The organism is Alicyclobacillus shizuokensis NBRC 103103 (genome assembly GCF_001552255.1).
Taxonomy (GTDB): Bacteria; Bacillota; Bacilli; order Alicyclobacillales; family Alicyclobacillaceae; genus Alicyclobacillus_G; species Alicyclobacillus_G shizuokensis.
In genome coordinates, this window is sequence record NZ_BCQV01000007.1 from 107,730 (window position 1) to 133,857 (window position 26,128).

44 protein-coding genes are annotated in these 26,128 nt (G+C 51.9%); all 44 read right to left on the reverse strand.

Annotated elements, in window-relative coordinates:
- Positions 1-54: 54 nt before the first annotated feature.
- The 44 genes from ASH01S_RS03910 to ASH01S_RS04130 all read right to left on the reverse strand — a co-directional run bounded on the left by ASH01S_RS03910 (position 55) and on the right by ASH01S_RS04130 (position 26,094).
- Positions 55-594, reverse strand: a complete 540-nt coding sequence (locus tag ASH01S_RS03910) for a hypothetical protein (protein WP_067923796.1) — start codon at positions 592-594, stop codon at positions 55-57.
- 79 nt (positions 595-673) lie between these two features.
- The gene (locus ASH01S_RS03915) at positions 674-937 is read right to left on the reverse strand and encodes a hypothetical protein (protein WP_067923800.1); all 264 of its coding nucleotides are present in this window, start codon (positions 935-937) and stop codon (positions 674-676) included.
- 19 nt (positions 938-956) lie between these two features.
- Positions 957-1,607 carry an ERF family protein gene (locus ASH01S_RS03920; protein ID WP_067923804.1) on the reverse strand — a complete coding sequence of 217 codons (651 nt, stop codon included), beginning with the start codon at positions 1,605-1,607 and terminating at the stop codon, positions 957-959.
- The gene (locus tag ASH01S_RS18785) at positions 1,576-1,788 is read right to left on the reverse strand and encodes a hypothetical protein (protein ID WP_067923809.1); all 213 of its coding nucleotides are present in this window, start codon (positions 1,786-1,788) and stop codon (positions 1,576-1,578) included. The genes ASH01S_RS03920 and ASH01S_RS18785 overlap by 32 nt, the downstream gene beginning before the upstream one ends.
- 26 nt (positions 1,789-1,814) lie before the next feature.
- Positions 1,815-3,182 carry a DNA primase gene (locus ASH01S_RS03930; RefSeq protein WP_067923813.1) on the reverse strand — a complete coding sequence of 456 codons (1,368 nt, stop codon included), beginning with the start codon at positions 3,180-3,182 and terminating at the stop codon, positions 1,815-1,817.
- Between the two features lie 20 nt (positions 3,183-3,202).
- Complete coding sequence (locus ASH01S_RS03935; protein WP_217996294.1) at positions 3,203-3,652, reverse strand: GNAT family N-acetyltransferase; 450 nt, start codon at positions 3,650-3,652, stop codon at positions 3,203-3,205.
- An 86-nt stretch (positions 3,653-3,738) separates the two neighbouring features.
- Entirely contained in the window at positions 3,739-4,035 is a 297-nt protein-coding gene (locus ASH01S_RS03940) for a hypothetical protein (protein ID WP_067923821.1), read from the reverse strand.
- Entirely contained in the window at positions 4,032-4,268 is a 237-nt protein-coding gene (locus ASH01S_RS03945; RefSeq protein ID WP_067923826.1) for a hypothetical protein, read from the reverse strand. The genes ASH01S_RS03940 and ASH01S_RS03945 overlap by 4 nt, the downstream gene beginning before the upstream one ends.
- Positions 4,261-4,536 (reverse strand): hypothetical protein, encoded by a 276-nt coding sequence (locus tag ASH01S_RS03950; RefSeq protein WP_067923828.1) that lies wholly within the window; start codon positions 4,534-4,536, stop codon positions 4,261-4,263. The genes ASH01S_RS03945 and ASH01S_RS03950 overlap by 8 nt, the downstream gene beginning before the upstream one ends.
- A 27-nt stretch (positions 4,537-4,563) precedes the next feature.
- Positions 4,564-4,767 (reverse strand): hypothetical protein, encoded by a 204-nt coding sequence (locus ASH01S_RS18350; RefSeq protein WP_157066977.1) that lies wholly within the window; start codon positions 4,765-4,767, stop codon positions 4,564-4,566.
- Positions 4,768-4,978: 211 nt separating this feature from the next.
- Positions 4,979-5,713, reverse strand: a complete 735-nt coding sequence (locus tag ASH01S_RS03960; RefSeq protein WP_067923838.1) for a hypothetical protein — start codon at positions 5,711-5,713, stop codon at positions 4,979-4,981.
- Positions 5,713-5,976 carry a hypothetical protein gene (locus tag ASH01S_RS03965; protein WP_067923841.1) on the reverse strand — a complete coding sequence of 88 codons (264 nt, stop codon included), beginning with the start codon at positions 5,974-5,976 and terminating at the stop codon, positions 5,713-5,715. Before ASH01S_RS03965 ends, ASH01S_RS03960 begins: the two co-directional genes overlap by 1 nt.
- Positions 5,977-6,212: 236 nt before the next feature.
- On the reverse strand, positions 6,213-6,389 hold the full coding sequence (locus ASH01S_RS18355; RefSeq protein ID WP_157066978.1) for a DUF1826 domain-containing protein: 177 nt from the start codon (positions 6,387-6,389) through the stop codon (positions 6,213-6,215).
- A gap of 302 nt (positions 6,390-6,691) precedes the next feature.
- Entirely contained in the window at positions 6,692-6,952 is a 261-nt protein-coding gene (locus ASH01S_RS03980) for a hypothetical protein (protein ID WP_067923851.1), read from the reverse strand.
- Between the two features lie 36 nt (positions 6,953-6,988).
- A complete protein-coding gene (locus ASH01S_RS03985; protein WP_067923855.1) occupies positions 6,989-7,975 on the reverse strand; it encodes a winged helix-turn-helix domain-containing protein in 987 nt (328 codons plus the stop codon).
- A 92-nt stretch (positions 7,976-8,067) separates the two neighbouring features.
- Entirely contained in the window at positions 8,068-10,017 is a 1,950-nt protein-coding gene (locus ASH01S_RS03990; RefSeq protein WP_067923859.1) for an ATP-dependent helicase, read from the reverse strand.
- Between the two features lie 37 nt (positions 10,018-10,054).
- Positions 10,055-10,237 (reverse strand): hypothetical protein, encoded by a 183-nt coding sequence (locus tag ASH01S_RS03995; RefSeq protein WP_067923861.1) that lies wholly within the window; start codon positions 10,235-10,237, stop codon positions 10,055-10,057.
- Positions 10,238-10,274: 37 nt separating this feature from the next.
- Positions 10,275-10,790, reverse strand: coding sequence for an RNA polymerase sigma factor (locus ASH01S_RS04000; RefSeq protein ID WP_067923864.1), 516 nt, complete (start codon positions 10,788-10,790; stop codon positions 10,275-10,277).
- Positions 10,791-10,836: 46 nt separating this feature from the next.
- Positions 10,837-12,363 carry an FAD-dependent thymidylate synthase gene (locus ASH01S_RS04005; protein WP_067923868.1) on the reverse strand — a complete coding sequence of 509 codons (1,527 nt, stop codon included), beginning with the start codon at positions 12,361-12,363 and terminating at the stop codon, positions 10,837-10,839.
- A gap of 63 nt (positions 12,364-12,426) precedes the next feature.
- Positions 12,427-12,726, reverse strand: a complete 300-nt coding sequence (locus ASH01S_RS04010) for a hypothetical protein (RefSeq protein ID WP_067923871.1) — start codon at positions 12,724-12,726, stop codon at positions 12,427-12,429.
- A 25-nt stretch (positions 12,727-12,751) separates the two neighbouring features.
- Positions 12,752-12,961 (reverse strand): DUF2997 domain-containing protein, encoded by a 210-nt coding sequence (locus ASH01S_RS04015; RefSeq protein ID WP_067923874.1) that lies wholly within the window; start codon positions 12,959-12,961, stop codon positions 12,752-12,754.
- A gap of 27 nt (positions 12,962-12,988) precedes the next feature.
- Positions 12,989-13,186: a hypothetical protein gene (locus ASH01S_RS04020; RefSeq protein WP_067923879.1), complete on the reverse strand. Its 198-nt coding sequence runs from the start codon at positions 13,184-13,186 to the stop codon at positions 12,989-12,991.
- Positions 13,187-13,573 carry a DUF1257 domain-containing protein gene (locus ASH01S_RS04025; RefSeq protein ID WP_067923882.1) on the reverse strand — a complete coding sequence of 129 codons (387 nt, stop codon included), beginning with the start codon at positions 13,571-13,573 and terminating at the stop codon, positions 13,187-13,189.
- Between the two features lie 73 nt (positions 13,574-13,646).
- Entirely contained in the window at positions 13,647-14,033 is a 387-nt protein-coding gene (locus ASH01S_RS04030) for a hypothetical protein (protein ID WP_067923885.1), read from the reverse strand.
- Positions 14,034-14,043: 10 nt separating this feature from the next.
- Positions 14,044-15,666: an AAA family ATPase gene (locus ASH01S_RS04035; protein ID WP_067923887.1), complete on the reverse strand. Its 1,623-nt coding sequence runs from the start codon at positions 15,664-15,666 to the stop codon at positions 14,044-14,046.
- Positions 15,663-15,953 carry a hypothetical protein gene (locus ASH01S_RS04040; protein WP_067923890.1) on the reverse strand — a complete coding sequence of 97 codons (291 nt, stop codon included), beginning with the start codon at positions 15,951-15,953 and terminating at the stop codon, positions 15,663-15,665. Before ASH01S_RS04040 ends, ASH01S_RS04035 begins: the two co-directional genes overlap by 4 nt.
- 21 nt (positions 15,954-15,974) lie before the next feature.
- Complete coding sequence (locus tag ASH01S_RS04045; RefSeq protein ID WP_067923893.1) at positions 15,975-16,877, reverse strand: hypothetical protein; 903 nt, start codon at positions 16,875-16,877, stop codon at positions 15,975-15,977.
- 38 nt (positions 16,878-16,915) lie between these two features.
- Complete coding sequence (locus ASH01S_RS04050) at positions 16,916-17,152, reverse strand: hypothetical protein (protein WP_067923896.1); 237 nt, start codon at positions 17,150-17,152, stop codon at positions 16,916-16,918.
- Positions 17,152-17,964 carry a 4Fe-4S single cluster domain-containing protein gene (locus ASH01S_RS04055; protein ID WP_169794180.1) on the reverse strand — a complete coding sequence of 271 codons (813 nt, stop codon included), beginning with the start codon at positions 17,962-17,964 and terminating at the stop codon, positions 17,152-17,154. Before ASH01S_RS04055 ends, ASH01S_RS04050 begins: the two co-directional genes overlap by 1 nt.
- Before the next feature lie 11 nt (positions 17,965-17,975).
- Positions 17,976-18,566: a hypothetical protein gene (locus ASH01S_RS04060; RefSeq protein ID WP_067923902.1), complete on the reverse strand. Its 591-nt coding sequence runs from the start codon at positions 18,564-18,566 to the stop codon at positions 17,976-17,978.
- A gap of 154 nt (positions 18,567-18,720) precedes the next feature.
- On the reverse strand, positions 18,721-18,945 hold the full coding sequence (locus tag ASH01S_RS04065; protein ID WP_067923905.1) for a hypothetical protein: 225 nt from the start codon (positions 18,943-18,945) through the stop codon (positions 18,721-18,723).
- Positions 18,938-19,147, reverse strand: a complete 210-nt coding sequence (locus ASH01S_RS04070; RefSeq protein WP_067923908.1) for a hypothetical protein — start codon at positions 19,145-19,147, stop codon at positions 18,938-18,940. Before ASH01S_RS04070 ends, ASH01S_RS04065 begins: the two co-directional genes overlap by 8 nt.
- An 11-nt stretch (positions 19,148-19,158) precedes the next feature.
- A complete protein-coding gene (locus tag ASH01S_RS04075) occupies positions 19,159-19,716 on the reverse strand; it encodes a hypothetical protein (protein WP_067923911.1) in 558 nt (185 codons plus the stop codon).
- A gap of 16 nt (positions 19,717-19,732) precedes the next feature.
- Positions 19,733-20,155: a hypothetical protein gene (locus tag ASH01S_RS04080; RefSeq protein WP_067923914.1), complete on the reverse strand. Its 423-nt coding sequence runs from the start codon at positions 20,153-20,155 to the stop codon at positions 19,733-19,735.
- A 36-nt stretch (positions 20,156-20,191) separates the two neighbouring features.
- Positions 20,192-20,575, reverse strand: coding sequence for a hypothetical protein (locus ASH01S_RS04085; protein WP_067923917.1), 384 nt, complete (start codon positions 20,573-20,575; stop codon positions 20,192-20,194).
- A 182-nt stretch (positions 20,576-20,757) separates the two neighbouring features.
- Positions 20,758-21,162 carry a hypothetical protein gene (locus ASH01S_RS04090; RefSeq protein ID WP_157066980.1) on the reverse strand — a complete coding sequence of 135 codons (405 nt, stop codon included), beginning with the start codon at positions 21,160-21,162 and terminating at the stop codon, positions 20,758-20,760.
- A 146-nt stretch (positions 21,163-21,308) separates the two neighbouring features.
- Positions 21,309-21,776 (reverse strand): hypothetical protein, encoded by a 468-nt coding sequence (locus ASH01S_RS04095; protein WP_067923923.1) that lies wholly within the window; start codon positions 21,774-21,776, stop codon positions 21,309-21,311.
- 15 nt (positions 21,777-21,791) lie between these two features.
- The gene (locus ASH01S_RS04100; protein ID WP_157066981.1) at positions 21,792-22,088 is read right to left on the reverse strand and encodes a hypothetical protein; all 297 of its coding nucleotides are present in this window, start codon (positions 22,086-22,088) and stop codon (positions 21,792-21,794) included.
- A gap of 138 nt (positions 22,089-22,226) precedes the next feature.
- Positions 22,227-22,796: a hypothetical protein gene (locus tag ASH01S_RS04105; protein ID WP_067923929.1), complete on the reverse strand. Its 570-nt coding sequence runs from the start codon at positions 22,794-22,796 to the stop codon at positions 22,227-22,229.
- Between the two features lie 192 nt (positions 22,797-22,988).
- Positions 22,989-23,219, reverse strand: coding sequence for a MerR family transcriptional regulator (locus ASH01S_RS04110; protein WP_067923932.1), 231 nt, complete (start codon positions 23,217-23,219; stop codon positions 22,989-22,991).
- Positions 23,216-23,806, reverse strand: coding sequence for a uracil-DNA glycosylase family protein (locus tag ASH01S_RS04115; protein ID WP_157066982.1), 591 nt, complete (start codon positions 23,804-23,806; stop codon positions 23,216-23,218). The genes ASH01S_RS04110 and ASH01S_RS04115 overlap by 4 nt, the downstream gene beginning before the upstream one ends.
- A gap of 3 nt (positions 23,807-23,809) precedes the next feature.
- Positions 23,810-24,946, reverse strand: coding sequence for a recombinase RecA (gene recA, locus ASH01S_RS04120; RefSeq protein ID WP_067923938.1), 1,137 nt, complete (start codon positions 24,944-24,946; stop codon positions 23,810-23,812).
- The gene (locus ASH01S_RS18790) at positions 24,924-25,310 is read right to left on the reverse strand and encodes a hypothetical protein (RefSeq protein WP_067923943.1); all 387 of its coding nucleotides are present in this window, start codon (positions 25,308-25,310) and stop codon (positions 24,924-24,926) included. Before ASH01S_RS18790 ends, recA begins: the two co-directional genes overlap by 23 nt.
- 52 nt (positions 25,311-25,362) lie before the next feature.
- Positions 25,363-26,094, reverse strand: a complete 732-nt coding sequence (locus ASH01S_RS04130) for a single stranded DNA-binding domain-containing protein (protein ID WP_067923946.1) — start codon at positions 26,092-26,094, stop codon at positions 25,363-25,365.
- Positions 26,095-26,128 lie beyond the last annotated feature (34 nt).

Below are 26,128 nucleotides of genomic sequence, written 5' to 3' on the forward strand. Positions count from 1 at the left end.
ATAGTTTATGAAAATAGGGCACTACTTGTGTAGTGCCCTTCATGATTCTCGATCTTACTTCAATTTGCTTTGCAAATACTCACGAAGCGCCTGTGTCGATGGGAATCCAATCGGCTCCAGGCCCATATCGTACTTTACAACGTCGAGGATAATTTCGATGAGTGTGCTTTGTGTAATCGCGCAGCCGCCATTGAACTGATTCTCTTCGGAAAAATCGCTCGTCCACTTGTAGATCTCCCGGTTGTAGATACCTACCTGTTTCATGACCGGTTTGTTCGGGCTGTAGAGCTTCGGATCGAGCCCTGGACGATATACATGTCGAGCTTTCCTTGGGACCTCTGGATATTCGGTGTCCGTTTTGGAATCCGGCGGTGCAGATGGTGATGGAGCAGAAGGTTCTTCTTGGATCGATTTTTGCCGGGTCACGGCAACTTCATCCACAGTTCGAACCGAGGTAGGAGCAGAGGCCGGCGCGCGACGAACCATCGAAGCCATCGAGAAGGAAGGCTCTTCCCATTCGTCTTCCTGTGCGGCTTGACGGTGCTTACTTTCGCTGGCCAGCCTCTTGAGTCGGCTCATTGTATCTTCTGCCATGAAACTCTCTTCCCTTCTCAAGACCTCCACATTTCAAGTCCCATTATAGGAAAGAGAGAATTTCTTGGCAAATATTTTGTTAGGATTTTTGCACCACTTTCGGTTCCTTCTCTTCAATCGAATTCACAAGTTCCTGTACTGCATTGTAGATGTGCTCATCACCCCAATATTGCTCGGCTTCAATCACATAGATCTCACCAGTTTTAGAATCCGTAACCAAAACTCGAAGTGGCGACCCAATATTAGGGGAATCCCAATAGGAGATCAGCTTGGTATTTTGATCAAAGTCCACAGACTGATACGCCTCAGATACTACATCCACAGAGTATCGATCCCTAAACACGGCAATCTCCCCTTCTTCCTTACGCGGCTTTCACAATCTCATAGACACGACGCAATTCTTCATCGGTCAGTTCGTTAAAGAACTGGAATGGCTTTACTGCCTTCATACACTCATGGTGCAACAGGTTAATGTCCACTCCACGCATCGACAGGTCCATGAGCATCGCATTGATCTCGTTTTCGAGACGTACACGCTCCGGATTTGGCGTCTGCGGCTGGTTGACACCCATCTCATCCAGTTCATCACTGCAAATATGATCCGGATCATCGCCCGTTGGAATGGCAAATGCCTGCCGTTGCATGTACTTGTACGCCATCGTCATGGCTTTCGCGATGCCCTTATCCTGTGAATCCGAACCCTGACCACCAACATTGATAACCTCGTATTCTCCAGTCTGCACGTCGATGATCTTGTACTTCATGTTCACGGTGGTGACCTGGTTGTTGATCTGAAAGTCCATATTCACAGGGAGGATGATCAGGCCAAGATCCAGCAGATGCCGCCGGATTTCTTGGGTCATCTTCTCCTCAGATAGGTAGCTGTACCGAGTGGATTTGAAGCTGATAAATCCGTCCTTCTTGAGATACTTGACACGACGCATAACCTCAGAGATTTTCTGATACAGATTCAACGTCTTCTCAGCTTGCGGATCCACCTGATTCTGTTCCACTGTCCTCGACCTCCAACAGTTGATTGGGATGCATGGAAGTATGCGGACGGAATACCGCGACCTGATCCAAAGACTGAAGTTCACGTTTGAGCCGCCGGAGCAACTCAATCACCTCCGGCTTGGTCAGATCACGCTGTGCCTGATGCCTCCCCTGGTTGTCAGTCCACACGACCGTCCACATGGATGAAATCACCTCATGGTCTCGTTTCAGCCTGCAATCAAATGACGCTGGTTGTGCTTGTACGTATCCACCCGCGCCTTGATCGACTCATAGCTCACCTCAAAGAGTTCGGATGCTTGCCGGATGTATATGTCCAGTTCAACCGGATCTTCAACCTGGCTCAGAACCTCGATGACTTTTCGCATCCGTTCTTGTTGCAATTGTGCAATCTCGGATTGATGATAAAAGATCTGGTCATAGGTCTCACGATGAATCCGTTCCAACCGCCACTGACTTATGGTACGCCGATGCTTCTCCATCCAGCGAAGCAGCTGATCAGGTTCATCTTCGAAGTTGTCACAAAGATCACAGGGATCTAGACCCTCTGGCATTGGGATGATAAACGTCTGGATACCGTGAGACGTCAGCATCTTGGCATCCCGCTCGATGGCCTTCATGCCGGCTTCATCCCCATCTCGCATCGAGACGACCCGCTTCGCGCCGGCGCGCACCAAGAGTTTCGTCTGGGCTTCGGTGAGCGCGGTTCCCATCGTGCAGACGGCATTCTGGACACCATATTTGTGGAGCTTGATGACATCCGTCCAGCCCTCGACAATCACAGCTTCGCCCCACTGGCGAATGAACTCTTTTGCGATGTGCATGCCAAAGAGGTGATTGCCCTTGTCAAACTCCGGATACGGATGGTCCTTGTAATACGGGTCATCCGGCTTGATAGAGATTCGGTCCAGATACTTCACAATCGGCATCTTGCCTTCGGCCTGCAGTTTCTTGTTCGCCTCGGCCAACACGTTGGGAGGAAGCATCGTCCGGCCGGTAAAGCTGATGATGTTCCCGTGAAAGTCAAACAGGGTAAAGACGATGCGATCCTTGGTATTCCGAAAATCATAGTCCACGTCATCACCAAAGCCGAGCTTCCAAAGCAAAATGTCTTGCATCGTGAACCCGCGCTGATAGAGGTATGCCAGAGCCTCTTTGTTGTTCATGAGGTTCTGTTGAAACCGCTCAGCAGCTCGCTCACAATACTCAATCCACTTGGCGCGAAGATCCTGTTTTCGCTTGGCTTCAGGATCCAGAACCGGCAGTGGCTCACCTAGGAAGTTGGCCAACCACTCAATCGCTTCGCCAAGATTGCATCGTAAAATGCCCTTCAAGAAACCATACACATCACAAGACTGAACGGTGCTATGGTTTCTGGAACCAGCGCCACAGGCATAACAGCCAAAGGTCTGTTTGTCCGTCCGAACATGGAAACTCGGATTCTTTTCTTCATGAAACGGACAACACGCCACATAGTCGCGGCCCATCTTCTTCAGCGGCACAAACTGAGAGATGACCGCCACAATGTCGGCCTTCGACTTCAGATACTCCTTGAATTCATCTGGATAGTACGGCACATCGACCCTCCTCTCCTTGATCAAACTCCAAAAAGACGCGATAGCGACGATATCTCGACCTCGAAATCAACCTTCTTCACGCGCTTCGGAATGTAGCAACTGCCGTCTGGATTGTACTTGGCCGGAGATTGCTCCGGGAGGTCAAAAGTCCCATCAAGAGGTGTATGAAAAACATCGGATATAAGCCTTAGCATTCCAAACGAAGTTACATTCACGAAGCGGATCCGGGTGGCAGAGGGAAAATACTCGTGACAACGACTCTTCAACTCATTGAGCATCCTTCGGGCGATCCCTTGTCTTTGATGCGACTTCTTGACCATGACCCAGGTACAGCGGACCACAGAAGGATCGGTGAGGTCTTTGAACACATGTATCTCGCCGATGTCTTTCCCATATTCAATCTTGAATCCGTAGCCGTCAGGCGCTATCGTAGACCAGGAAAGCGGTCGGGAATCCCTTTCCCGGTTCATCTCATTCCTCTTTGAATTCGTCCGGATAGTACGCCACAAACGATCATCCCTCCTTGGATCAATCCCCTAAATGGAGCGATAGCGACTCAGTCATCGTCTTTCATAGTTGGCAGGATGCCCCGTTCAACATACTTTACGGCGTCCACTTCCTCGCAGACTTCACGGGCATGATCGCGAGCTGGCGCCTCACTGGCGTAGATGTACAGCTCACCCTCGACGGCCAATTTATCCCCGTCTTTATAGACGTCGAAAAGGCGTTCTCCGTACCAACCACGAAACGGCTCAAGGACAATCCAGTGATTCGGGAAATCCGGATGATCCACTGGCCTTACAAACACCTTCTGGTTCGGATCGATACTTTCGACGTAAATGGTCCCCTTCATCGATTCTCCTCCTTGAGTTTCTCACGTTCCTGTCGCGCCCACTCAATCCATGCCTTGAGGGCTGGGTTTGTGACTTCAATCGTTGTTCCTCGCAGTTCAAGAACGTGATGCGCGGCTTCAAGTTCCCGGGCCAACATCTCGATGGTTCGTAGTTTCTGGAGGTCCCAGCAAGTACCACAGAGACAAAACGCCTCTTGAATCTCATCGGGAGTTAACGGCTGAGCTTCAATCATCTTGTTCATCCTCCCAATCAATCCATGCTTTCACGTCTTCAGGAATCGAGTCTAGAGCAGCCTGCGCGATATCAACCGATGCCTTCCCATCGCTGTTAGCGACTGTAGACAACGCACCCGCCATGTTCCGCACTGTGTTCGCCAAGACATAAATCGTGTTCATGGCTTCCACATGTTCCGCAGGTCGAACATACATGAGTTCAGTACCTTCACCGCTCATCTGCCGGAGCAGATCATAGGTCATGTAAAACAATTCAGGTGAAAACATGTTCGAACCTCCTATGGACTGGTGATCTCAAAGATGCCTCGAAATCCCTTCGGAAAGCTCGTGATACCTTCGCTCTCTCTCGACACGGCGCGACAATCGCCGATAGGCTCGCTGGACTTTCCGTTCCAAAGGGATGCCCAATAGACGTTCCCACCAGTTGTAGTGGATGACCTGATACTTGTTCCCGCACTCTACTACGAACTCATTCCCTCGAATATGTCGAACTCCCATGATAACGTCCTCCGTTCCCTTGGCCTTTTTGTAAATCATCGGTCCCTACACAAGAAGTACACCGAGAACAACCAACGGCCACAAGAGACACGCCAGGGTCCACTCGGTACGGGTCATACGGCGTGGCGCAAGATCCCCATGCATCTGGGAAGCAATAAATGCGACTGCTACACTAGTGATGAGATACAATCCAATAAACGCGAGGATTTGCTCAGCAGACGTCAATGTTCATAGCGCCTCCTTTTCCGCGCACCTTGTCATAGGCTTCACGGGCTATTTGAACAAAGAAGTCGCCTTGCATCGACTGTTTCTCTCTGAAATTGTTGAATACAATCCGCGCCAATGCATCCAGCATGATGGCGTTTTGATTTTCTAACTCAGACAACCCCTTGACCATCTTTTCGTTGCATTCATGCGCCCGCTTCACTTCCTCATGCAGACGCTTGTTGCGCTCCCGCAACTCCTCAATTTGTTCTCCCCGAACCTTGGCGAGAACCTCACCCGACATCGTGTGGACCTCTTGCGCCTCATCACAGAATTCGGTGAGCCTGTGTATCTCCTCCAATTTATCCCGCATGATGGCGTTCTGTTGTTCTAATTCCTTGATATAGTCCATCATGTGTTGCTTTTGCGCACGAAGAGATGTCACTAAGTCAAAGGCTCCGATCGGACACTCACTATCTATGATTGATTGTAACTTTACGATCTTTTGGTCGCGCTCGTCGATTTGTTCAAGGAGGAATCCGATACTTGTGCACCCTGACTTCGGGGAACTAACCGACCACGGATTCTCCAACGCTTCTTCGTAGCTTCGAGTCTCGGTGTGTCCATCAATAAACGTTGCTACAAACTGCGTGCCGTTTTCGTCTGACCTCACCGTAACAGGATGCTTCATGTCGTGTTCCCAGGCATCCCTTATCGCCTGTATGCGCTCGTTATCGTCCATCACTCGTCCCCTTCTCCAAACTCGCCGCTCTGGAGTTGGGCTAGTGCTTTGTCGGCAATATGTTGACAATCAGCTAAGGCATCAAATGGGCTATACACAGGTACATCTATCCATCCTCCAGCGGATTGCTTGGAGATGTCCTTTAACGCCTTCTGCGTCACCTTCACCGCCGCAATCAGTTTTGGCCCTACCTCGTATCGCCATCCTGCTTCTGTGATCCGTCCATCTTTCATCGCTTGCTCAATCTCGTTCAGCCATTGCATTAGGCTTCACCCCGCTTTCTCCAGAGCGCTACCGGAGATGCTACCATACTGCGGGGCAACTTCCGCTCAATGCGTTCAGCCAATGCCTTTCGCTGATTGCAGACCTCACATTCCTCCACTTTGCACTCCATGTAGGACGTCTCAAGCGCTCCCAACAGTAATACCAACTCTGTCTGCGTGAAGTCCATCCGACGGACCTTGTTCTCGTCCACTACCAACCTTCACACACCCCTTCCTCACTCGGTATGATCCGCATGGCAAAACGGACATCCATCCTTATTCGTCGCCTCAAACCGGAACAAGTCTGACTCAGAGAGAACAATGTCGCGGACTTTATCGGCATAGCGTCCGCCAATACATCCGCATGGCTCGTTAATGTCCGTAGCAATCACGGTGTAGTGCTTAGTCGCCACGAATTGAACCCTCCTTTTCGGTTGCTATTTGCAACTCACCGGCCGCTTGGCAAATACGCCGGGTCAAATACTCATCCAATCCTTTGCACGCACGATCGGGATGATGATGGCAGTACCAAGTCTTACGAACTCTCTCCACGACGTCTTGCGGCTGTCGAAGGAGCCTTTCCGCAGAATCTCTATAGTATCCTGTGACCATCGCACAGTCGTGACATGGCTTTGGGAGGAGTTCAAGCGGAGGTTGTTCAGCCCACCAGCGCCAATACTCACTTTCATGAACGACAACTCGCGGGCGGCGAATTCTAGGCATCCAACTCGTCCCTCTGGACCTGGTGAACTTCAATCACGACATGCTTTTCATCTTTGACCGGCAGACGAATAATCCCTTTTGCAAAGAAGGCCGCCCCAATCAGAAAAGCCACGATCGAGAAGTTATCACAGGCTGCTTCTTGAGCGGATTTCGCCCACAAATGCCACCCGAAATACCACGTTTCCAGTGTGTTAAACACCAAGGCCAGTGTGATCAATACAAGACCAATCGCCGTGAATGATTTTGCGGTCATGATGGTTCCCTCCGGAAAAAACGAGGGATGAACGCATCATCCCTCGAGGTTTAGGATGTACCGAACCAGGTCGGTGATTTGCTCGCTCATGTCTTTCCTAAACTCGCGGACGCTCAGCGCGAGAGCTTGTGGCTTCTGTTCGCAATATCGATCCAGTGTAGCCAGTATATTCTGGTGCATCTTACGGACAACGTCCACGTCGATGGCGAATTTATTTTCCGCCTGCTCGCTCCGCAAGATCTGCAGTTCCTGGCGAAGCATCTCCAGTTCTTCGCGCATCGATTCCGCCGCTTGAATCTGGCGGTTGCGGTCGTCAATCACCTCTTGAACCAGCTTCAGATTCTGAACGGTCGAGAGCTGATCGGACAAAGAACGGAGATAGGACATCGCCTGATGGATCGATTCCGTCAAGACCGCCATGATCTCACGGTCATCTTTCTTGAGAATCTCTTGTGCGGTCGGAATCGACTCCATCTGTTCCAGAAACTCGCGGACTCGCTCATCCAGATTGACTGGCCGCTCTGTTACACCCGAAGTCTGGCCAAAGACGGTTTCATCCGCCAACGCCGTCACAGGCGCTGTAGTCTCCACTTCCTTGGCCGGTTCCGGCGTAGGTTGTGCAGCTTGAACCGGTACAGACGATTCTTTGGGAACAGACTCTGTCTTTGGCTCCAGTGTCACCAAATCTTTTTGAGGTCGAACGCCGAGCTTTGCAAACAAATCCGCCAGAGCAGCGTCATCTTCAGGACCAGAAATCTTGATCGATTTCTTCACAAATGGGCTGTTCTCAGGTAGCTTATAGATCTTGCGGTTGTACTGACCGCGGCGATCCAACTGAATCAATTCTCCAGCCTCGACCAGCTTCTTGAGATGATAGTCCATCGTCGGCCCTTGAACCCCAAACATGTCTGCCAGTTCCGTGGACGCAATCTCAATGGTTCCATCCGGAGATTGCTCAATTAAATCAGCCATGTATTGTAAAACTTTATGTCGGTCAACTTTTCGAGCCGTCTGTGCGCTCATGAGAAAGCCCCTCTCACTTTGGCCTTATACGCTTATAATCGTCTTCTTGAGACCATTATAAACGATAAGTTCAAGAAAAGTACAGACGGCGATCAAGATAGCTTCACTTTTTGCAGAATTTCTTCGGGAAGTTCGTCCAAGAACCGAGATGGCTTGACAGAAATCAGGCCGCGAGGCCCTTGCCGCATCGTAGTGTATGTCAAGAAAAGACGTTTTTCTGCTCGGGTAATGCCGACATACGCAAGCCGACGTTCTTCCTCCAACTCATGCGCTTCCTTGCTACGCCAAGACGGAAAGACGCCTTCATTCATGCCGATGATAAAGACCACCGGAAACTCCAGGCCTTTACTGGAGTGCATGGTCATCAGCCGTACCGCGTTTTGGCCCTTTTCCTCCACATCCGTGAGCAGCGAGATTTCCTGCAGAAAGTCTCCGAGTGTCTTGTCTGGATGGTCTTCTTGATACTGATGTACCAGTCGAAGAAACTCCTCCAGGTTATCCAGCTTGTCCTGGGCTTCTTTATTCTTGGTGTTCTGCCACATGGCCACGTAGCCCGTCTTATCTAAGACATACTTCACGAACTTCTCGAGATCGCGAGTCTGGTGGGCGCGCAGATCTTCCAGCAAAGACAAGAACACTTTTACCTTACCGTTGGTCGCTTTCTTGATCTGTTTGATGTCGTCAATGCTCCGCAACGCCCGATGAATGCTGACTTTGTAGTCATTGGCGTACTTAATGATATGTTCTTCAGACGACTTCCCTATGCCGCGCGCGGGCTTATTCAGAATGCGAAGCATCGCGGCATCATCCTTGGGGTTATGGATCACGCGAAGATACGAAACCGTGTCCTTGATCTCCTCCCGTTCAAAGAACGCAGACCCACCCACGACCTTATACGGAATGAAGTTCGGCACAAAGAGTTGCTCTAGGGCCAGAGATTGTGCATTGTTCCGGTAGAGCACGGCGAAGTCTGACCACGCATACCCTTCTTCCATGACCATCTTCTTGATCTTTGAAGCCACGTATGCCGATTCCTTGCGCTCATCGGACAGCTCGATGACCTGGATGGCATGGCCGCCTTTCTTGTCCGTGAAGAGGTTCTTCTCTTTCTGGTTTGGATTGTGTTTCATGATCATGTTTCCGGCATGGACAATGACCTCGGTGGACCGGTAGTTCTGGTCCAGATAAATCGTCGTGCAAGGGAAGAACTTGCGCTCGAAGGACAGAATGTTCGAGATGTCGGATCCGCGGAAACCATAGATGGACTGATAGTCATCGCCCACGACAAATAGATTGTTCTGTGGCCAAGCCAGGTACGACAGAAGCATGAACTGCGCATGATTGACGTCCTGATACTCGTCCGCAAAGACGAACTTAAAACGGTTCTGCCAATACTCGCGGGCACCTGGAAAGTCGTTCAGGATCTGAACGGTGTTCATGATAAGGTCGCCAAAATCCATCGCATTGGCTTCCTTCATGAACTCTTGATACTTGGCATAGACCTGGGCCATGACCTCATATGTGGGCGAATCCGCGAGATTATACAGACACCAATCGGGAGTATGCAGAAGGTTCTTGGCTTGATCAATGTAATGCAATGCCAGACCTTCTTTATAGTCCTCCTCAATGCCCATCATCTTGTAGATGCGTTCAAGAAGTTTGAGCTGGTCGCTAGTGTCATAGATGACAAAATTGCGTTCATAGCCGAGAAGATGTGCGTATTTGCGGAGAATGCGGACACAAAGGGAGTGAAAGGTCCCCATCCAGATTTGCGCCGCCTTCTCTTCACCGATCACCTTCGTGATGCGCTCTTTCATCTCGCGCGCGGCCTTGTTGGTGAAGGTGGCGACAAACATCTCACTGGGCTGAACGCCATGATTCGCAATCATGTTGGCGATGCGAACGGTCATCGTGCGCGTCTTACCCGAACCGGCGCCAGCCAACACGAGGACGGGCCCATAAATCGTTTCGGCCGCCTGCCGTTGATTCGGATTGAGTTCGGACAGCATCTGCTCAATTGGGGTGGTTGTTATTGTGGTCATGATTCGCCTCCACAGTGAATCTCATTCAGGCCGTGACTCATTGATCACGATGATCCTTGTTCAACTCCTCGCATTTGACCATCGCTCTGCGAGCAATCTCAGCCAATTCGGTCGCAAACCCGCCAATGCCTATACCCACTAAACGCCAAGAACGTTCCGCATAATCGATACGCTTTAAGGCGTCCCACATGATGGCGTTTTGTTGTTGCAACGTATCCATCGCAATCACTCCTTTCTACAAAATGGAGCGATAGCTCTTATCCAACCTGAATATCCTGATAAAGCTCACGCAGGCGCTTGATCCCGTTTTGATAATGGTACTGGACGGTTCCTGGATGAACACCACACAACTTGGCGATGTCGGTGAACATCCAACCCTCCACGTCATGAAAGAAGATGGCTTCCGCCTGTGCCTTGGTCAGCACGTTGGTTCGAATCCAGTAACGCAATGCGCGTAACACACGGTCATACGTTTTGTCCTCTTGGTAGACGGGAGCGGGAATGCGCACAATGAATTCCCGAATCTCTGGGTCCGGCGAGGTATCGATGCTCATCTTGTTGTTCACGCGTTGGTAGTTGATGCGCTTTGCCAAACGCGACTTGGCGTGGGTCCCTTGAATCCGCCACAGTGCGTACTCTTGGAGAACATCATCCTTGGTCATGCCGCGCTTTCTAGCCAGCGCCGCCAGCGATTTCGGGCTGACCTGAAGGTGAGGGTTGATGCCTTCCAGCGCACGCTCAATGTCCTTATAGTCCAGAATAAGTGCAGTCATACCAACCAGACTCCTTATGTAACCAAAGGGGCCAAGGGCCCCCGTTTCATCGTCTCTTGGCGAGGGAAATCAGGGTCGGGTGAACCTCAAGCAACTGTTGATACAACGACTCAAAGGTCTCGCGAATATCCCACTGCGCTTGTTCGCTCGTGCGCAGATTGATGAGATGATACGCTTCCCACAAGTTAAAGTGGGCCACGATTCTGCGCCGATGACAGTTGAGAACGCAATACTCGCGATAGCCGAGCTCTAATATATCGTATAGGGCTTTGGCTTTCTCTGCGACCTCATAGACGATATCCTCAAGTCCTGCTTCCTGAATGCGCGGTGGTACGGTAATGCCAAGGTTTGCGCTCGGCCGGCTGAACACAAAGTTCGTTTTCCGGTTGTGACGAAGCAGCTGGTGCCAACTGGCTTCCGAAATCAGCAGTTCCGCTTGGTAATCCACCTGCTTGAACATCTCGGGCGGAACATCATGCGTCCCCATTTCCCACAAGAGATCTTGGATGGACTCAACCAGATACGATTCACTCATCGTCCGCGCGCGGGCCAGCGCCTCCCGGAATCGAAGGCCCTGCTCCTGAACCAGGACTTGCGCGATGATGTTCACCATTGCGTGACGTTCCGAAGGTGCCTTCTGAAGGCCCACGTAACTTACTTCGGGAAAATCGGGGAAGTATTCCGTCGTAAACCGATGTTTGATCCGTGCCTTACTCTTCGCCATATATTCAGAAGGCTCGGCATGCTTGAGCAGTGTCGGCAAGATCTTGGAGATCTCCTGCTTGAGATTGTCGGCGAGCTGATGAACCTCGGCAAAGTCTGAGTTGTACAGTTTGACAATGCCATCTCGCCAGGCGCGGCCGTTGGCTGTCATGCCAAGATTCGTGAACATGGCCAGTGGCAACACGTAGCGCGCGTCTTCAAAGGCGAGCTTACGCAAAGCGACATCTCGCTTGGTTGATTCGCTAAGACTTGCCGGCAACAGTGCGTCCTTGTCTTTGTCCTTCAGATGGTTGTACACGCCCTCAATCAACTGTTCAAAGGCGTCGTAGCACTCGTTCATCAGCAATTCAAAGCGCTCGTGGCGCGGATCGTCTTTCGGAATCGGGTTGTACCAGTCGCCGCGCTTTGGCTGCTGATACCGCTGGCTGTACTCGGTGATCGAGAGAAACTCATTCGAGAGTTCCAATTCGGCCGAAGCGAGTCGAGACACCTTTTCAATTCCCACATGCGCTACGGCGTGTTCGGCCACGGAACTGTGCCCGTAATTCACGGTCCATTTTTCATGGAACTGGGCAGCTCGCTCGGACAAAGGCTTGAGATCCAGTGTCCGTCCATCGACTTCAACATGCCCCTTCTCCAGGGCTTCACGGAGGAGTTCCTTAAAGGACTTGGGGCTTCGAGAAACCCATGCAAACAAAACCGCAACGAATTCTTCGGGCAAGTTGGTTACGCCATAGACATTCCCATCCAGATTCGTGATGAACGGAGATAAGTCCACGGCTTCACGGGGCTTTTCCGTCGGCCGGGAAGCTCGGCTCTTGTTCTTCTTTTGCTCCTGGGTGTGTGCCAACCATCGCACCTCCAAAAAGATGAGGAGAACGTCTGTCCTCCTCATTGGGTCTCAGTCTGCTCTTTAGGTCACGATGCGGACAGGGATCGGAATGAAGTTGTATCCGCCAAGACCCAGGCTCCTTGCAATGGAACTCGCATGCTCCATCTGACCCAACGCAACCTTGCTCTGGATCCCCAGATCCCGCGGCAGGCCTTTGAGCAGCGAGGCCTCCGATTGAAACTTCATGGGTTTGACCCCGGTTTTGATGTGCCCCTTGGACGCTGGTCGCGACGCAGTCATTCCGTTCATCTGACGAAACCGACCTTCGGAGATGAATTGAATGGCCTCTCTCGCATCGGCTCCATAGTGAAACAACGCCACAACCATCACCTCCTTTCAGGAGGCGTTAGTTCAAGTCGTTAAACACCGAAACGCTCGGGCCATCATCGTAATACTCCGGTTTCTTACCGGCCTCGACGAGCTGGCCGCCAGCCTGAGACAGGTGCAGTTCAATGTCCCGAGTCACTTCTGTACAACTCGTGCCCTGTCCACCAATGACTTCGAACTTCACGCCGCCGCCTTTCGGAATCGTAAACTTCACCTTGTGCTCCTGCATGATCATGATCCTCCTCTATAGCTCCATTCATGCTACGGCCACACGCAGCCGGTATCCTTGACTACGAAGCGCAGACACGGTTTTGACAACGTCCTGAAGGAAGCTGCATTCAATCACGGCATCCAGAGAACCGTCGAGATACGTGGCCACACGATAGCCCGAGAGAAACGGACTCCCGTGTGGCGTAATCACGCAGTATTCCTTGAGTTCTTCAAAGGCGAGCATTTATGCCCACTGCGTAGCTAGAATTTCAATCTCGCCGTTCTCGTTGACCGTGATGTCTTCCTCCCGTACGTTCCAACGGTTCTGTTCGCAAATGTCCAAGACTCGATACTTGTCATGAAGCTGAGCGACCGTGCCGGTGAACGCCTTCTCACCCCACGGCATCCGGAACCAGTCGGCAATCAGTTCATACTCCCCGGATTCTTTCTTGTTGAACCCAATGGGAAGCAGTTTTCCGTTACGAACAACGGCCAGTTCTACACGCCGACGGTCGCCATACCCGGTATCGATGACCTGATCCTTTCTGAGTCCCAGACCCATCTCTTCCAGCGCTTTGGTCAGATACGCCTCATTGTTCACCGGACAGGCATAGGTCGCAAAATGACTCATAGAAAACCCCTCTTTTCATGTATGGATTTTGCCCCACGAGATCGAAAAGAACTGCTGGGTTTATTGTAGGGCATTACAATCGGCCTGTAAAGTACGTTTTTGCAATGTTTCTGAGTAATTCCACGCGTTTTTTCTGGATTTCAACGACTTGGTTATAGACACTCTCGGGCATCTGATCGAGTTCCTCTTGGGTATAGTTCTTCTCGATCAAGGTCCGGAGACTCTTGAGACTGTGCTGCATGAACTCTTCAAAGTGCGGCGCCAAGATGAGGCGATACACATGAAGATGTCCCACGCGTTTCTTGAAGTCCTCCAGCAGTTGCTCAAACTCAGCCACCTCATCCATCGCGAAGTCGATGGCTCGCTGGAACTTTTGCTTCTTGTCCAGATCCTCCTCGAGTTGAAGGTTCTTGGACACAAAGGCATAGGCTTTTTGTCGCTCGACCTCTTTGTCGTACATGAGTTACCTCCTAGTCTGCGATGTCCAAATCTCCCAGGTCGATCACGCGCAGCCGCGGCTTGCTCCCTCCCTTGTACTCTCCATGAAGGAGTCGATGTTCATGACTGGAAGCGCACTTGGCGCTCGTCTTGGCCCATTCACGAAGATCCGACAAGAGCTGCGGATTGCGCTTGGCCAGCGGAACGGTCTTCTGGATTTGTTCGCGGATGTCCTCTATGAGGATGTGGTGAGATGGGCGTTCTCCCTTTCGGAAAGACGCATAGGCCCTTCGGCCGGCTTCGGAGACTACCGATTCAATTTCAGCACCGGAGAAGTCCTCCATTTCCTTCGCCAGCTTGTCGATGGTTTCCTCATCGAATACACCCGGCTCCGCCGTATCACCGACCTGATAACCTCGCTTGATCAAATGAATCTTGAGGATCTCCTTGCGTTCATCCAGATGTGGCAAGGATACAAAGAAGACCTCATCAAATCGGCCGGCACGGGTGAGTTCCGGCGGCAGCTTTGTGACGTCATTCGCAGTGGCGATGACAAAGACGGGCGCCGTCTTTTCCGAGAGCCAAGTCAAGATGGACTGAACCACGCGGGAAAGTGTACCGGAGTCGGAACGATCCGAGCTTCCCATACCGGCCAATCCCTTTTCCATCTCGTCAATCCAAAGCACACATGGGCTGACATCCTCCGCCAGCTTCAAGGCACGGTCAATGTTCTTTTCAGACTGACCGACGCGAGAATCCATGATGGAACCCATGTTCATCTTCAAGAGAGGCAAGTTCCACATGTGTGCGACGGAACGAGCGGCCAGCGATTTACCGGTACCCGGAAAGCCGACCATGATGCAGCCACGAACCGGATCCACGTTGTAGTTGCGGGCTTCGGGATCAAACGAATAGTACGCGTCCCGGAACCAATCCTTGACGATGTCCATCCCACCCACTTGATCCATATCGCCGAGCTTGGTGATGTATTCAAGCAAACCCGTCTTGCGGATGACCTGTTCCTTTTCGGCCACGATCTCCGAGAGGACAATCCGCTTATTCTTCGCAACGGACTTCTTCAAGACATTCGTGATCTCCATCTCGGTCATCCCGACCAAGGAGTGAATCAGCGCTTCCCGTTCACGCCCTTCTGGTACCGGAAGCTCGCGCATCCGGAGATAATTCTCCATCGCTTCCAGTTGCTCAATCACTTGCTCTCGGGTCGGCAACTCGTATTTGACTACCGTCACCAGTTTCTCCAACTCCATTGGGATGTTATAGGAGTTGGGAGCGGTCACGATGATGGGCTTGTACACTTTATCGGGCAACTCCAGAACGTCTCGAAACTTGCGTTTGACCTGTGGATTGCTCCACAGATCATGAAAGTCCTTGAGGATATAAACGGCTTGCTCGGTAGAATTTTGAATCCGGTCCAGGATCAGAACGGGGTCAAACATCTTTTCGGCTTGCTCCCCGGTAATCAGATCCACAAGGCCTGCGGTTATCGTCCAGTAGTACCCTTGATAGGACTTGAGTTCGATGAGCGACTTCATATCCTGCTGAAACCGATCTTCCTCATAAGTCGTCACCAGGATCATGCGGCGCCGGCTGTTCATCAGCATACTGATTTCCTGCATCCCTGTCAGTTGACTCATCCGTTTCTACGCCCCCAGTCGTACGTAATGTTGGTCGCGCCAATGGCTGCAAGTTTGTCGCGGATTTCCCGGACAAACGGCTCCCAAGAACCACAACCCGGCCAGCGGCTTAATGGCGGCATGGCATACCACACGCCTTTATACTGAAAGACAAACTTCGCACCCGTTACATAAGCGCCTACGTCGCCATACGCATTGGCTTTTCGGGCCCACTCACTCTGGATGGCCTTCAGTTCAACCGGCACATCGGCGTGTGGACCCATGTAGATCGCGTTGACAGTTGGCATCGTACCCCTCCATGAAGCCAGTCACAGATCCAAATCGATGTCGGCAAACTTGCTGACCAGCGCCGCCTTCTTGGCTTGCTCGGCACTCTCCTTGAGGATATCCTGGCGGCTCGCTGTAAACCGAGTGAGATATTCACTGTACATGAAATCATTTTTCGACACGGAGAGCAATTCGGACTTAATGTTGTCCGCCTGAACCGCAACCGAATAGCGGTCATGATTCTCGTCCCACGGTTCCGGCTTGATGGTGAACTGTTCCATCCGTAAATGGGTCAATCCCAAATCCGATGTGCTTGTCTTCGCATTCTCCATTAACTCCATGCGATAAATCATCATGTCCTCCAACGAGTAGAACACAAATTCAAAGCGTTGTGGCTTCAACAGGTCGGAGACCGAACGAACCGTGAGGTTGATGTCGAGTATATCCAGATAAGTGTTCGATTTCACCACCCAGTCTATGTGGTACTCAAGACCCTCAAAGGTACCGACATTCTGGTTGGCCTTCATGTCCGTAATGATGCCGATTCCCTTTGTTCTCCGATACGTCACCCCGACTCGAGCCGGGTACCGGCCCTGTTGCCAGCAGTTCGACACATAGGTGTCCAGAAGAGTATCGACCGCTTGACGGTACTCCGACGTGGATTCCAGGCGCTCATTCTTACCCTCATAGTGAAGGCGCGCCATAATCTGTTCGAACTCTTCCAGTTCAAACGTATGGTCAAGCACGTCATCCTGGACCTTCGCGCGGAGAACCACAGTCTGCTCATCATACTTCTCGGGATCCGTGAGAAGCTGCATCGGAATCGAGAGATACTCAATGGGATTTAAGATCACCAGTGACTCATTCTCCAGCTTGATCTTCGGTAACAACGACAGGTCAACATAGTCCATCTCGCCTGGATTCGTCGGGTTCGGGATGGGCATCTCACTCAAGCCTCCTTGTGTCAAAGTCAAGATGAGCGTCATTCGTTGATCGTTGCGAGCATTTCCTTGAGCCGATGGATGTACGCCTCAAGGGCATCGATGCACTCAAGCGGAATGGTGATCCCAGTGCCCTGGTATCCGCCTCGGGGACCAATCTTCTCGATTTCGAGCCAAAGACCTTCCCCCTCATCAAACTGCATGACGAAACGCTCCGAGTTTGCGGCACCGGGTGAACCTTTGAGCTGGACGCATTCCCGATACGACAGAAAAGACATTATGCACCTCCAAAGATCTTCATGTACTCGTCTCGTTCCACAAAGCGCTGTTCACAATCCTCATCACAAAAGTGCATAGAGTCATCCAGAAGCGCATGGCCACAACAACGGCACGTCTTTTGGCAGGCCATCCTGCGGTTGTATTCATCGGCATAGAGCATCTCAAAGTGCTGACCGCTTGGGTCACGACGCAGGCTCTCGGCCGCATAGATGACTCGCTGATTGGCGGAGCCAATGAACATGCCTTCATCCATCGTCGGGGACACCGGAAGGCGCTTGTCATGTTGATAGTCCCCATCCACCAGCATGTCTACGTACTTGAGCAGTTCAAGAATCTCATCAGGTGTGGCGATTTGATACCGCGATCTGTCCTCTGTCCAACTGCTGCTGTACACCTGGAGTGCTTCATGAACCTCTGGTCCGTCACACGCGCGAGGAACGAAGACAATGCCATTGCGCAAGAGATTCTCCAGCACATACGCGGTATAGATGACGATATGAAACTTCGGATCAAGTTCCTTCAGCCGCCTGCAGACCTTGATGAGATTGCGCGTCTGAAGCAGGGGCTCTCCACCGCAGAACGTCACCTGACGATTCCATGCATCCCGAACGATGAAGTCCACTACTTCATCCACCGTCATTTCGCGTCTCGGGCCGCCAAACTCCCACGTGGTCGGGTTAAAGCAGCCTTGGCACGGATTGACGATGCCCCGGATGCAGCCTTTCAGGAAAAGCTCCAGACGCTTGCCTGGGCCCGCGGTCCTTGCATCTTTGGTGATGCCAATGAACCACAATCGATCACGGTCTGTCATGCACATCACCACTAGGCATTCTTTTTCCACTCCAACAGGTCGGTTCTGTAATCAACACTGTTGCACAAGATCAAGCACACCATACGCAACTGATCCTGAAGGTGCCTCACATCATTTGTCGCGTCTATGATTTCCGCCTGGATCAGATCCCTCTTGTGCCTGAGCATATCAAGCTGGCGTTCGAGGATAACAATCTGTTCATCAAGCGTCGACATTTGGGTCTTCAGACGGTCCACGGTTATCTTGGACTTGGCTTCGGCGCGTTCCAACTGGGCGTTGAGCTTGTCTACCTCGCGCAACAGTCCCTTGATGGTCTGCCGATTCACCGGCTCTGGAAAACCAAGGTCGCATTTGAACACGGTAATAAAACACGTGTTGTCAACATCCGTCACGATGATGATGTTGTCGCGGATGTAGTAATTACGTGTCATGTTGTCGCCAATCTGCCCGCGCCAAAGGAAGCGTGCATGCTCAAACAATTGATGAACATGTCTGTTGATTTGTTCCTCGTGCGCGATTATGTAATGCTGGCGCTCAGGAACTGTGGTGATGCCTACAATCCGCTCGACATAGCGTTGCTTAAAGTGCTTGGTCAGGTTCACAACTTCACCTCCCGCTCGAATTCTACTCAGAGCATGTAATGCGTTACAACAAGTATAGTACAGAAAGGTACAGAAACACAACGAAAACCGGGCTTACACGAAAGAAATTTTCGTTAAGCCCGGTTATTCTTCAGCAGATCGATCTCACACGGTATCAAGATGAAGCCAATCTGTATGTTTTGAGCCATGCAGGATCAACTTGCCAATACTTCGCCGCCTGCATAACAGCTTCATCCTCGGTGCCCTGGAAGACGCCAATGACTAAATCCGTTGGGTCAATGTCCTGGAATTCCGGATACCCGGTTTCGTCGTAGTTCCCGGTTTGGATCTCGAGAGACCCCGCGTATTCCGAATCCAGCACCACCAGATAGTCAGACATTCGCTTTGCCTCCCTTCAAGGCCAACCAGGGGCTTCTCCTTCGACGCGTCTTCCGGGCCATCGTTCCACAGAGGACAAAGAACAGGAACTTGACCAACAGCCACATCAGCTGCAACAACATCAGGACACACTCAATCAGCAAGTCCCAAAGAGTCCGGCGCACCACAGGATGGCGTAGAATCGAGCGCAGAATTTTGGTCATGAGAGACCTCCTTAGACGTTCATCCGAATCGAAATCGTCTTATCCGTCTCTTGATACTCCACACAGTCGGGCAGATGCTCTTTGAGTGCAGGATTCTCCTCGATCTTCTGCAGGAGATAGTTCTTTGCCTTTGTGGCATCGAGCTGCGGTTCTTTCAGGAACTGATCCCGTACCCCATTGGCGGCCAGAAACCCTTCAAAGGCCACGGGATCTTTGATGACCAGGTTGTGATTGACCTTGCGCGGGGAGATCGTCGCCACATCCAGTTTGAGGGCCTTACCGCCGTTGACGTTCATGATGTAATGCTTGACAAGACCATCAATGTCCTCGATCTGTTCCACCACGCGTTGAATCTTCTTGTCCCACTCCTGCTTGACCGCATCCCGCAAGGCTTTGAGACGGTCGACTTCTTCCCGCAGAATCTTGCGTTTGATAATGAGCTTTCGAACCATCAGCTCATCGAGCATGAAGGTCTGGCCACCGTTTTCCTCATAGGCTTCCAGCATCTCTTCAATGCCCGCCAGATCCTCTTCCAAAATCGCTTCTTCGAACGTTGCTGCAACCGCCATGACAAGATCCCTCCTGTTAATCGAGTTTGTAGCCCTCGATCGGTTCCTTGCAGTTCGGGCACACATAGGTCTCGTCGTCAGAGTTTACCTCATCGAGCGGAACGGCCTTTCTCTCAAGGACCTTCTCACTGATGTGGTACCAGGCGGAAACCGTGGAAACCTCTTCGCAGTATGGACAGGTGCGAACCACGTCCACGACACGGACCCCGAAGCCGCCCTCTCCCACCAACTCAAGGCTTGTCGGCATCCAACGGGGACCTCTTGCAACTGCATAGGGCTCATCCCAGTCAACGATCACAAGACCATCCTCGATGGAGGACACAGTACCTGTAGCCTTGTGATCGGGATCCAAAGACCGTCGTTTTACGCGGTCGCCAGGGGTAAAATCAAACTCCACCAATTCGTTGTCGATCACGACTTTGTGGATAACACGTCCCACACCCATACCTCCTGAAAATCCGGCGATAGCCGTGGATTATGCGACCGCGTTCGTCGAGGGGCTCTTTTGAATCAGCTCGTCGACGTAATGCAACAACACATCCAGAGAAGCTGTATCATTGATGCCCTGCAGTTCTTCAAGTTCATCGCGGGTCAGGCCCAATGCTTCAAGGGTTTCGACATAGTCACATCCCGACTCGCCGTCTCTCTCATAGGCCTCATAGAAGTCGCAGGCATCCGACCCATACTCCATCTGAAGGCCGTAGATATCCGAATCACTAAGCCCCGCGATTTTCAGCAAATGACCCACCGAGCAGTAATGACAAACGCCATTGTCGTCCCGTACAATCAGACTTCCAAACGCCCTTCCTTGCTCCTCTAAACGCGTCCTGAGTGCTTGTAAGGCCTCTACACGAGTCATACATCGTCCCTCCTATCAAAATAGCGACAGCTGGCCATGGACGGCCTTTTGTGTGGAATCCACTTCTTGCATTACACCAGGGCGTTTACCGGGGATACACGGATGAGAGATGACCACAGCGCCCTTGATGACGGTGATCTCATACCCGCACTTGGGGCACCGCAACAACACCATTTCTTTGGTCACTCAGGGTCGCCACCTATTTGCTTGTTCAAGAGCCGAATCTGCTCCAAGAGAGCTTGGATCGTCTGCACATAGGACAAGAGGATGTTGTAATCCATGACAACATACTGCTTGTCGTCACCTTTGAACCGAAAGGGGAGAAAGTAATACTCCCGGTTCATCTCGCGCGCTTCCTTGGCGAGTTTCTCGAGCCACTCTCGTTTGATGACAATCTGTTTTTCGCCCCGGCTATCGAGACTGCCTCGCTCTTTGTACTCTGCGAGTGCAGCGGTCAGTTTTTCCTCAGTAATCATGTCACCGAGGGCGAATGATAAAGAACCGGAGGCAAGTTGCCGGCGTGCCACATCTTTGGCTTTGGACACCGCCCGGTTGTATCGGTGGGTGCCGTCTTGTTCAAAGTCCATACCTGCCTTTGTCTGCTTACGAGCCACGGATCGAGGCCGAAGCCCCTTTCGCTCTTTTGGCGGTCGATACAAACTCAAGTCAAAGCAACGAGAACACGCCTTTCCGACATTTGCGCACTCATCAGCTAGTCGGCAATCTCCACTGTTCATACAAGTTGCTTCTCCAATCGAAGAATGGAGTTATTCGTGATCTTCGACTCCGCCTTCATCTTGAGCGTCGCAATCGTTGCGTCCAGCAAGTAATAATACTTGTTCCAGATATCCTCGATCTCGAACAAATTGACCTTGGGAAAGGGCCAAAATTCAGGAGCCGGATACTCCCTCGCAAACTGGATCCCGCCCGCTCGCCGCGCGTCTGGATTCGGCCCGGAATAGTAATCCTTGAGAACGCTTTCGAGGAACCTTTGTATGGCGTCTCGGTTGCGCTTGGCACGCGCAAAATCGTAGTAAACTTGGGTATACAATTCGGATAACTGAATGTTAAATATATGCAGGGTCTCGGTGGTGTTCTCCATGGGGACAACAAGTTTGCGATTCCGTTCCTCGTAGTCAGCGACGAGCTTGTCCCACGCGTGCAAATCTTCCATCAAAAGACGTTCTAACACCCGACTCATGACAATTCCTCCTGGTCATGAAAACAGGCCAAACAGATTGACTAAGCCATCCTGCATGTAATCCATAAACATGAAGATACTCAGTGCGCCAAGGGTCTCGGTCGTCCGCGAGGCGATCCGATCAACCTGCTGGGCGGGTGGGTCATACGCATCCAGAATATTCTTGATCCGCTCACTGAAGCGATGAATGAGGCTGGATTTGATGTGACCCGCGGCTTGTGGGTATCTCTCGATCACAAGCCGCGCGGTCGAAGTGGGCAGGTCCAAGGATACTTCGGTTCCGGTCGCGTTGGCAATGTCAACGCGCTCCATAATCACAGAAGCCACCACATCAGAAATCGCGGAGATCGTAGTTTCATCCGTATCTCCAGACCGATGGACAATGTACTCGCGTCTAGCCGGCATGTCCTTCTTCCCTTCCCCATGTGTGTTTCATTCTCAGGACGCTATTCACATCATGGACTGCTCTGAGTTTACGCGCAGGATGACAGCGATTCGGCCATCCTCCAGCTTGTGTGCAGATTCAATGGCCAGGTTCTGAACGTGTTCGAATTCACCCTTCACCATTTCTTGCATCGACTGTACAAACGATTGGATCCACGGTTCCGTGGCACTCATCGACTCACGAGCTTTTGCTGCCTCAAGTTCCAAGCGAAGCCGTTCCACTTCTTGCTCCTTCTTCGCAAGGATTTGCTGAAAACGGCTTGTGTGTTGATTGAGCATGTTGACCATGTCAATGATATGATTAACCTCTTGCTCTGCGTCCGGGATTCCGTAGTAAATGATTTCGTTGGGATCCGCTTTTTCCTTACTCGCAATGATCCCGATAATCCCCTCCTTGTACAGCTTGCGAACAGCACGATGCACTGTGGCTTCGCTGACTTTCTCCCCTGTTTCCTCCCCGATCGCCTTACCGATATCCTCCATGGACATCTTCAAGCGTTTATGCCGCTTGAGGAACTCATACACTTTTTGCTCCCCGGCACTGAGCAGCTCGAGGATAACGGACTCAGATGACACTCGCCTAACCTCCTCTGGAAAACCAGTCACAGTCGTATTACATTATACCGCAATATACCACGGTATAAAAGAAGTGCATTACAAATCACATCACTGCATTACATAATGCGGCCAGTTTTCCGCAGAGGCTGCGTTTTGCACCGAGTTCCTCTGACTTAGCGCTCAGTGAAAGGCCGGCTCATCGCACCGACCTTATCGGACCGTCTGACGCAGCTTTTGCTCTATGGCAGAGTTGACTTCGGCTTCATAGATACCTCGGCTGCGTGCAATCTCTCGTATCTCCTCGGGACTGTACACTCGGTACCGATTCCCTTTATTTCGGCGTGCCGGTGGGATGAGCCCATTCTCTTCCCAATACTTGATGGTGTCTTTGTGTACCCCAAGAATCTCGGCGGCATCTTTTACCGTGAATTCTTTTCTCATGCTGACTTCACCACCTGAAGTTGCGACTGGATATACGAGAACTGCTGATGTAAGACGGCAAGCGTCTGGTCATTGGCATCCACGAAGGAGTATGTCGTCAACACCGTCGTGGACGGAAGAATCGGCACAAACTGGCCTACTTCGGGCGCGTCCACAAATGCGAGGGAGGGATTGTACCCAAGACAAATGGCAATGACAGGCCGAACCACCATTACCTCAGCGACTAGGTGATGGACACACCGAGCATACTCCTTAGAGCCCACGCACTTGACCAACGATGTCAGGTACAGATCCTGAAAATCGTACCCACAATCCTTGAGGCACTGCGCCAATTGGTGGCCTTGCGGAGAATCAAACAAGACATCCTCTGGGGTTTCGCCAATGATCATGACTCGTGCCTCTGGATGGGTCAGTGGCAGTGGTTTCTCATACTTAGACAAGACACATGCGTGACAAGCTAACACGTCCTGGCGAAGATGCCCGTGGGCCAGACCCCTCATACAGAGGTCTGGCACTGTCGGCTGAACTTCGTCATAGAAGATCTGGGTTTCGATTCCCTGCCCAGCAGTGATTGACGTCAAGATCATCACCTACACCAGCGTATCGGCCACCAGTTCCGAATCGGCCGACTCCGCCCCGTCATCGGTTTCCTCGACAAACTGTGTTCCTTTCGGGATATGTCCCAAGACAATGCCATTGATGTACTCATAGAGAGCCGGGCTGACACGAAGTGCAGCAATCAGATTTTCTTTGCCCTGCCATTTCAACTGGTTGCCATGACTATCGCACGAAGGATTCTTAGCATCTTCGCCTATGAAATAGTACGCACCGGCGCGATTGATGACCCCGGTATCAATGGCCACGTCAACAATCGATTTGAGCACATCAATTCCCGTGTCAAAGTAATAGTCATACTCCGCCACGGTAAACGGACGCGCCACTTTATTCTTGATGAACTTGACCGTCGTTGCCTGACCGATGTGGACGTCGCCCTTCTTGATTTCCTTGCGGCGAATCTCAATTCGCATGGTGGCATAGAATTTCAACGCCCGACCCCCGGTTGTGGTCTCGGGGTTTCCGTACATCACACCGACTTTTTCCCGGATTTGATTGATAAACATGCACAGAGTATCGGATTCATACGCCACGCCTTTGATCTTGCTGAGCCCCTGCGACATCATGCGGGCCTGGAGTCCCACGTGATTGGCGTCCATGCCTTCTTCGATGATCTTTCGTGGCGTAAAGGCAGCGACCGAATCTCCGATGATGAGCGCAAACTGTTTCGAGCGGCAGGCCGCTTCAATAAGGTCAAAGGCCTGCTCTCCCGTTTCCGGCTGAGTGACCACAAGCTCCGAGAGATTCACACCGAGCGCCTGAGCATGAATGGGATCCAAGGCATGTTCAGCATCGACGAACAGCACCTTTTTTCCATAGAGACGATGCTCGGGTTCTCTCGCGAGCTTTTGAACCTGCGCGGCCACCATTAGGCAGAAGGTCGTCTTGCCGGCCGACTCCGGCCCATACACTTCGACAATCCGCCCGAGCGGCATACCGCCGATTCCCGAGGCATAATCGACACTGGGGATCCCGGTCGGAACCGGAAAGACAGAGGCCCGTTCCGTGCTATCCAGTGTAAAGAACGTGCCTTCCCCAAACCGCTTATTAAAGTCTGCAACCACATCATAACCGCGAGATGGAGTGTCTTTATCCGTTGCTGCCTTCGTCATGTCCCTCGACTCCTTTGTACGATGAAATAAACTCATCGACCGCATCCTTGGCCGCCTTAATCTGCCGAAGCAACGTACGCGCCGACTCGAGCGCCTTTTCATCGGTCACATTCTGAAACTGTTTCGTCAAGGCAACGCCGCGATGATTGAGCGCGCGCGAAGCAAACTGCATGGCGATGACGAGCGCATGATCGGGGATGTCTTGTTCCTGCTTGAGGAACTTATAAATCGTATCGAGCGACTCGTCATACATTCGGGCTTTCGCCGTTCTCATCGGCATGCCTTTATCGTGATAGTGCTCGAACAGCGCGTGGACGAAGCGGCCAAGGGCAAGGGCTGGTTTCGCATTGGCCCTAGCTGACATGCCACCAAAGCCCCCTTGGGGCCGGGGAAGCCACGACCTCCCCGGACATCAATTAGCGTTGATACGTGCCAACGGGTGCGCCAAATCCCTGTGGCGCGCCAAACCCGCCGGGTTGCGGGCCGCCTTGAGGTCCTTGTGGGCCACCGAATCCAGGCTGGGCAAAGCCGCCTTGTCCACCCTGCGGGGCACCAAACTGGGACTGATTGAAACCGCCTTGCGGCTGACCGAATCCTCCCTGTGGAGCCCCCTGGAATCCACCCTGTGGCTGGCCAAAGCCGCCCTGCTGGGGCGCTTGCGGCTGCCCAAAACCACCTTGCTGCGGATAGCCGCCTTGTTGTGGCGCAAAACCACCTTGATTTTGCGGCGCAGGCGCCTGCTGGCCTTGCTGCTGGTTGTGCGTCGAAGCCGGCTCACCAAAGCCTCGGAGATAATTCACCCGAATGGTCGGATAGATCCGTCCGTCCTGACCCTTATTGAGAACCGGCGTCCCTTTGACGAACAAGGCGCGCCCCTTATAGCAATGATCCATCAAAAAGTTGTGCATGGACGCGCGATCCGGAGACGACGCATAGACTTCGAGCTTCCAGTAATCCGGATCCTCCTTGTTCGCCACATTCACCGCAAGGTTCGCATTGGCAACCTTGGCCCCGTTGTTCAGGGGCACCGAGTAGGCATGCACGCGCTCCCCGGTGTTGGGATCTTTGATCGTCGAGAGATTGCCAAACACCTCGATCTCTGCGTAATCGGAACGCCCACCGGAGTTGTTTCCATTCTGATTGGCCATGATAACCTCTCCCTTTTTGTTTGGATTTCCATCC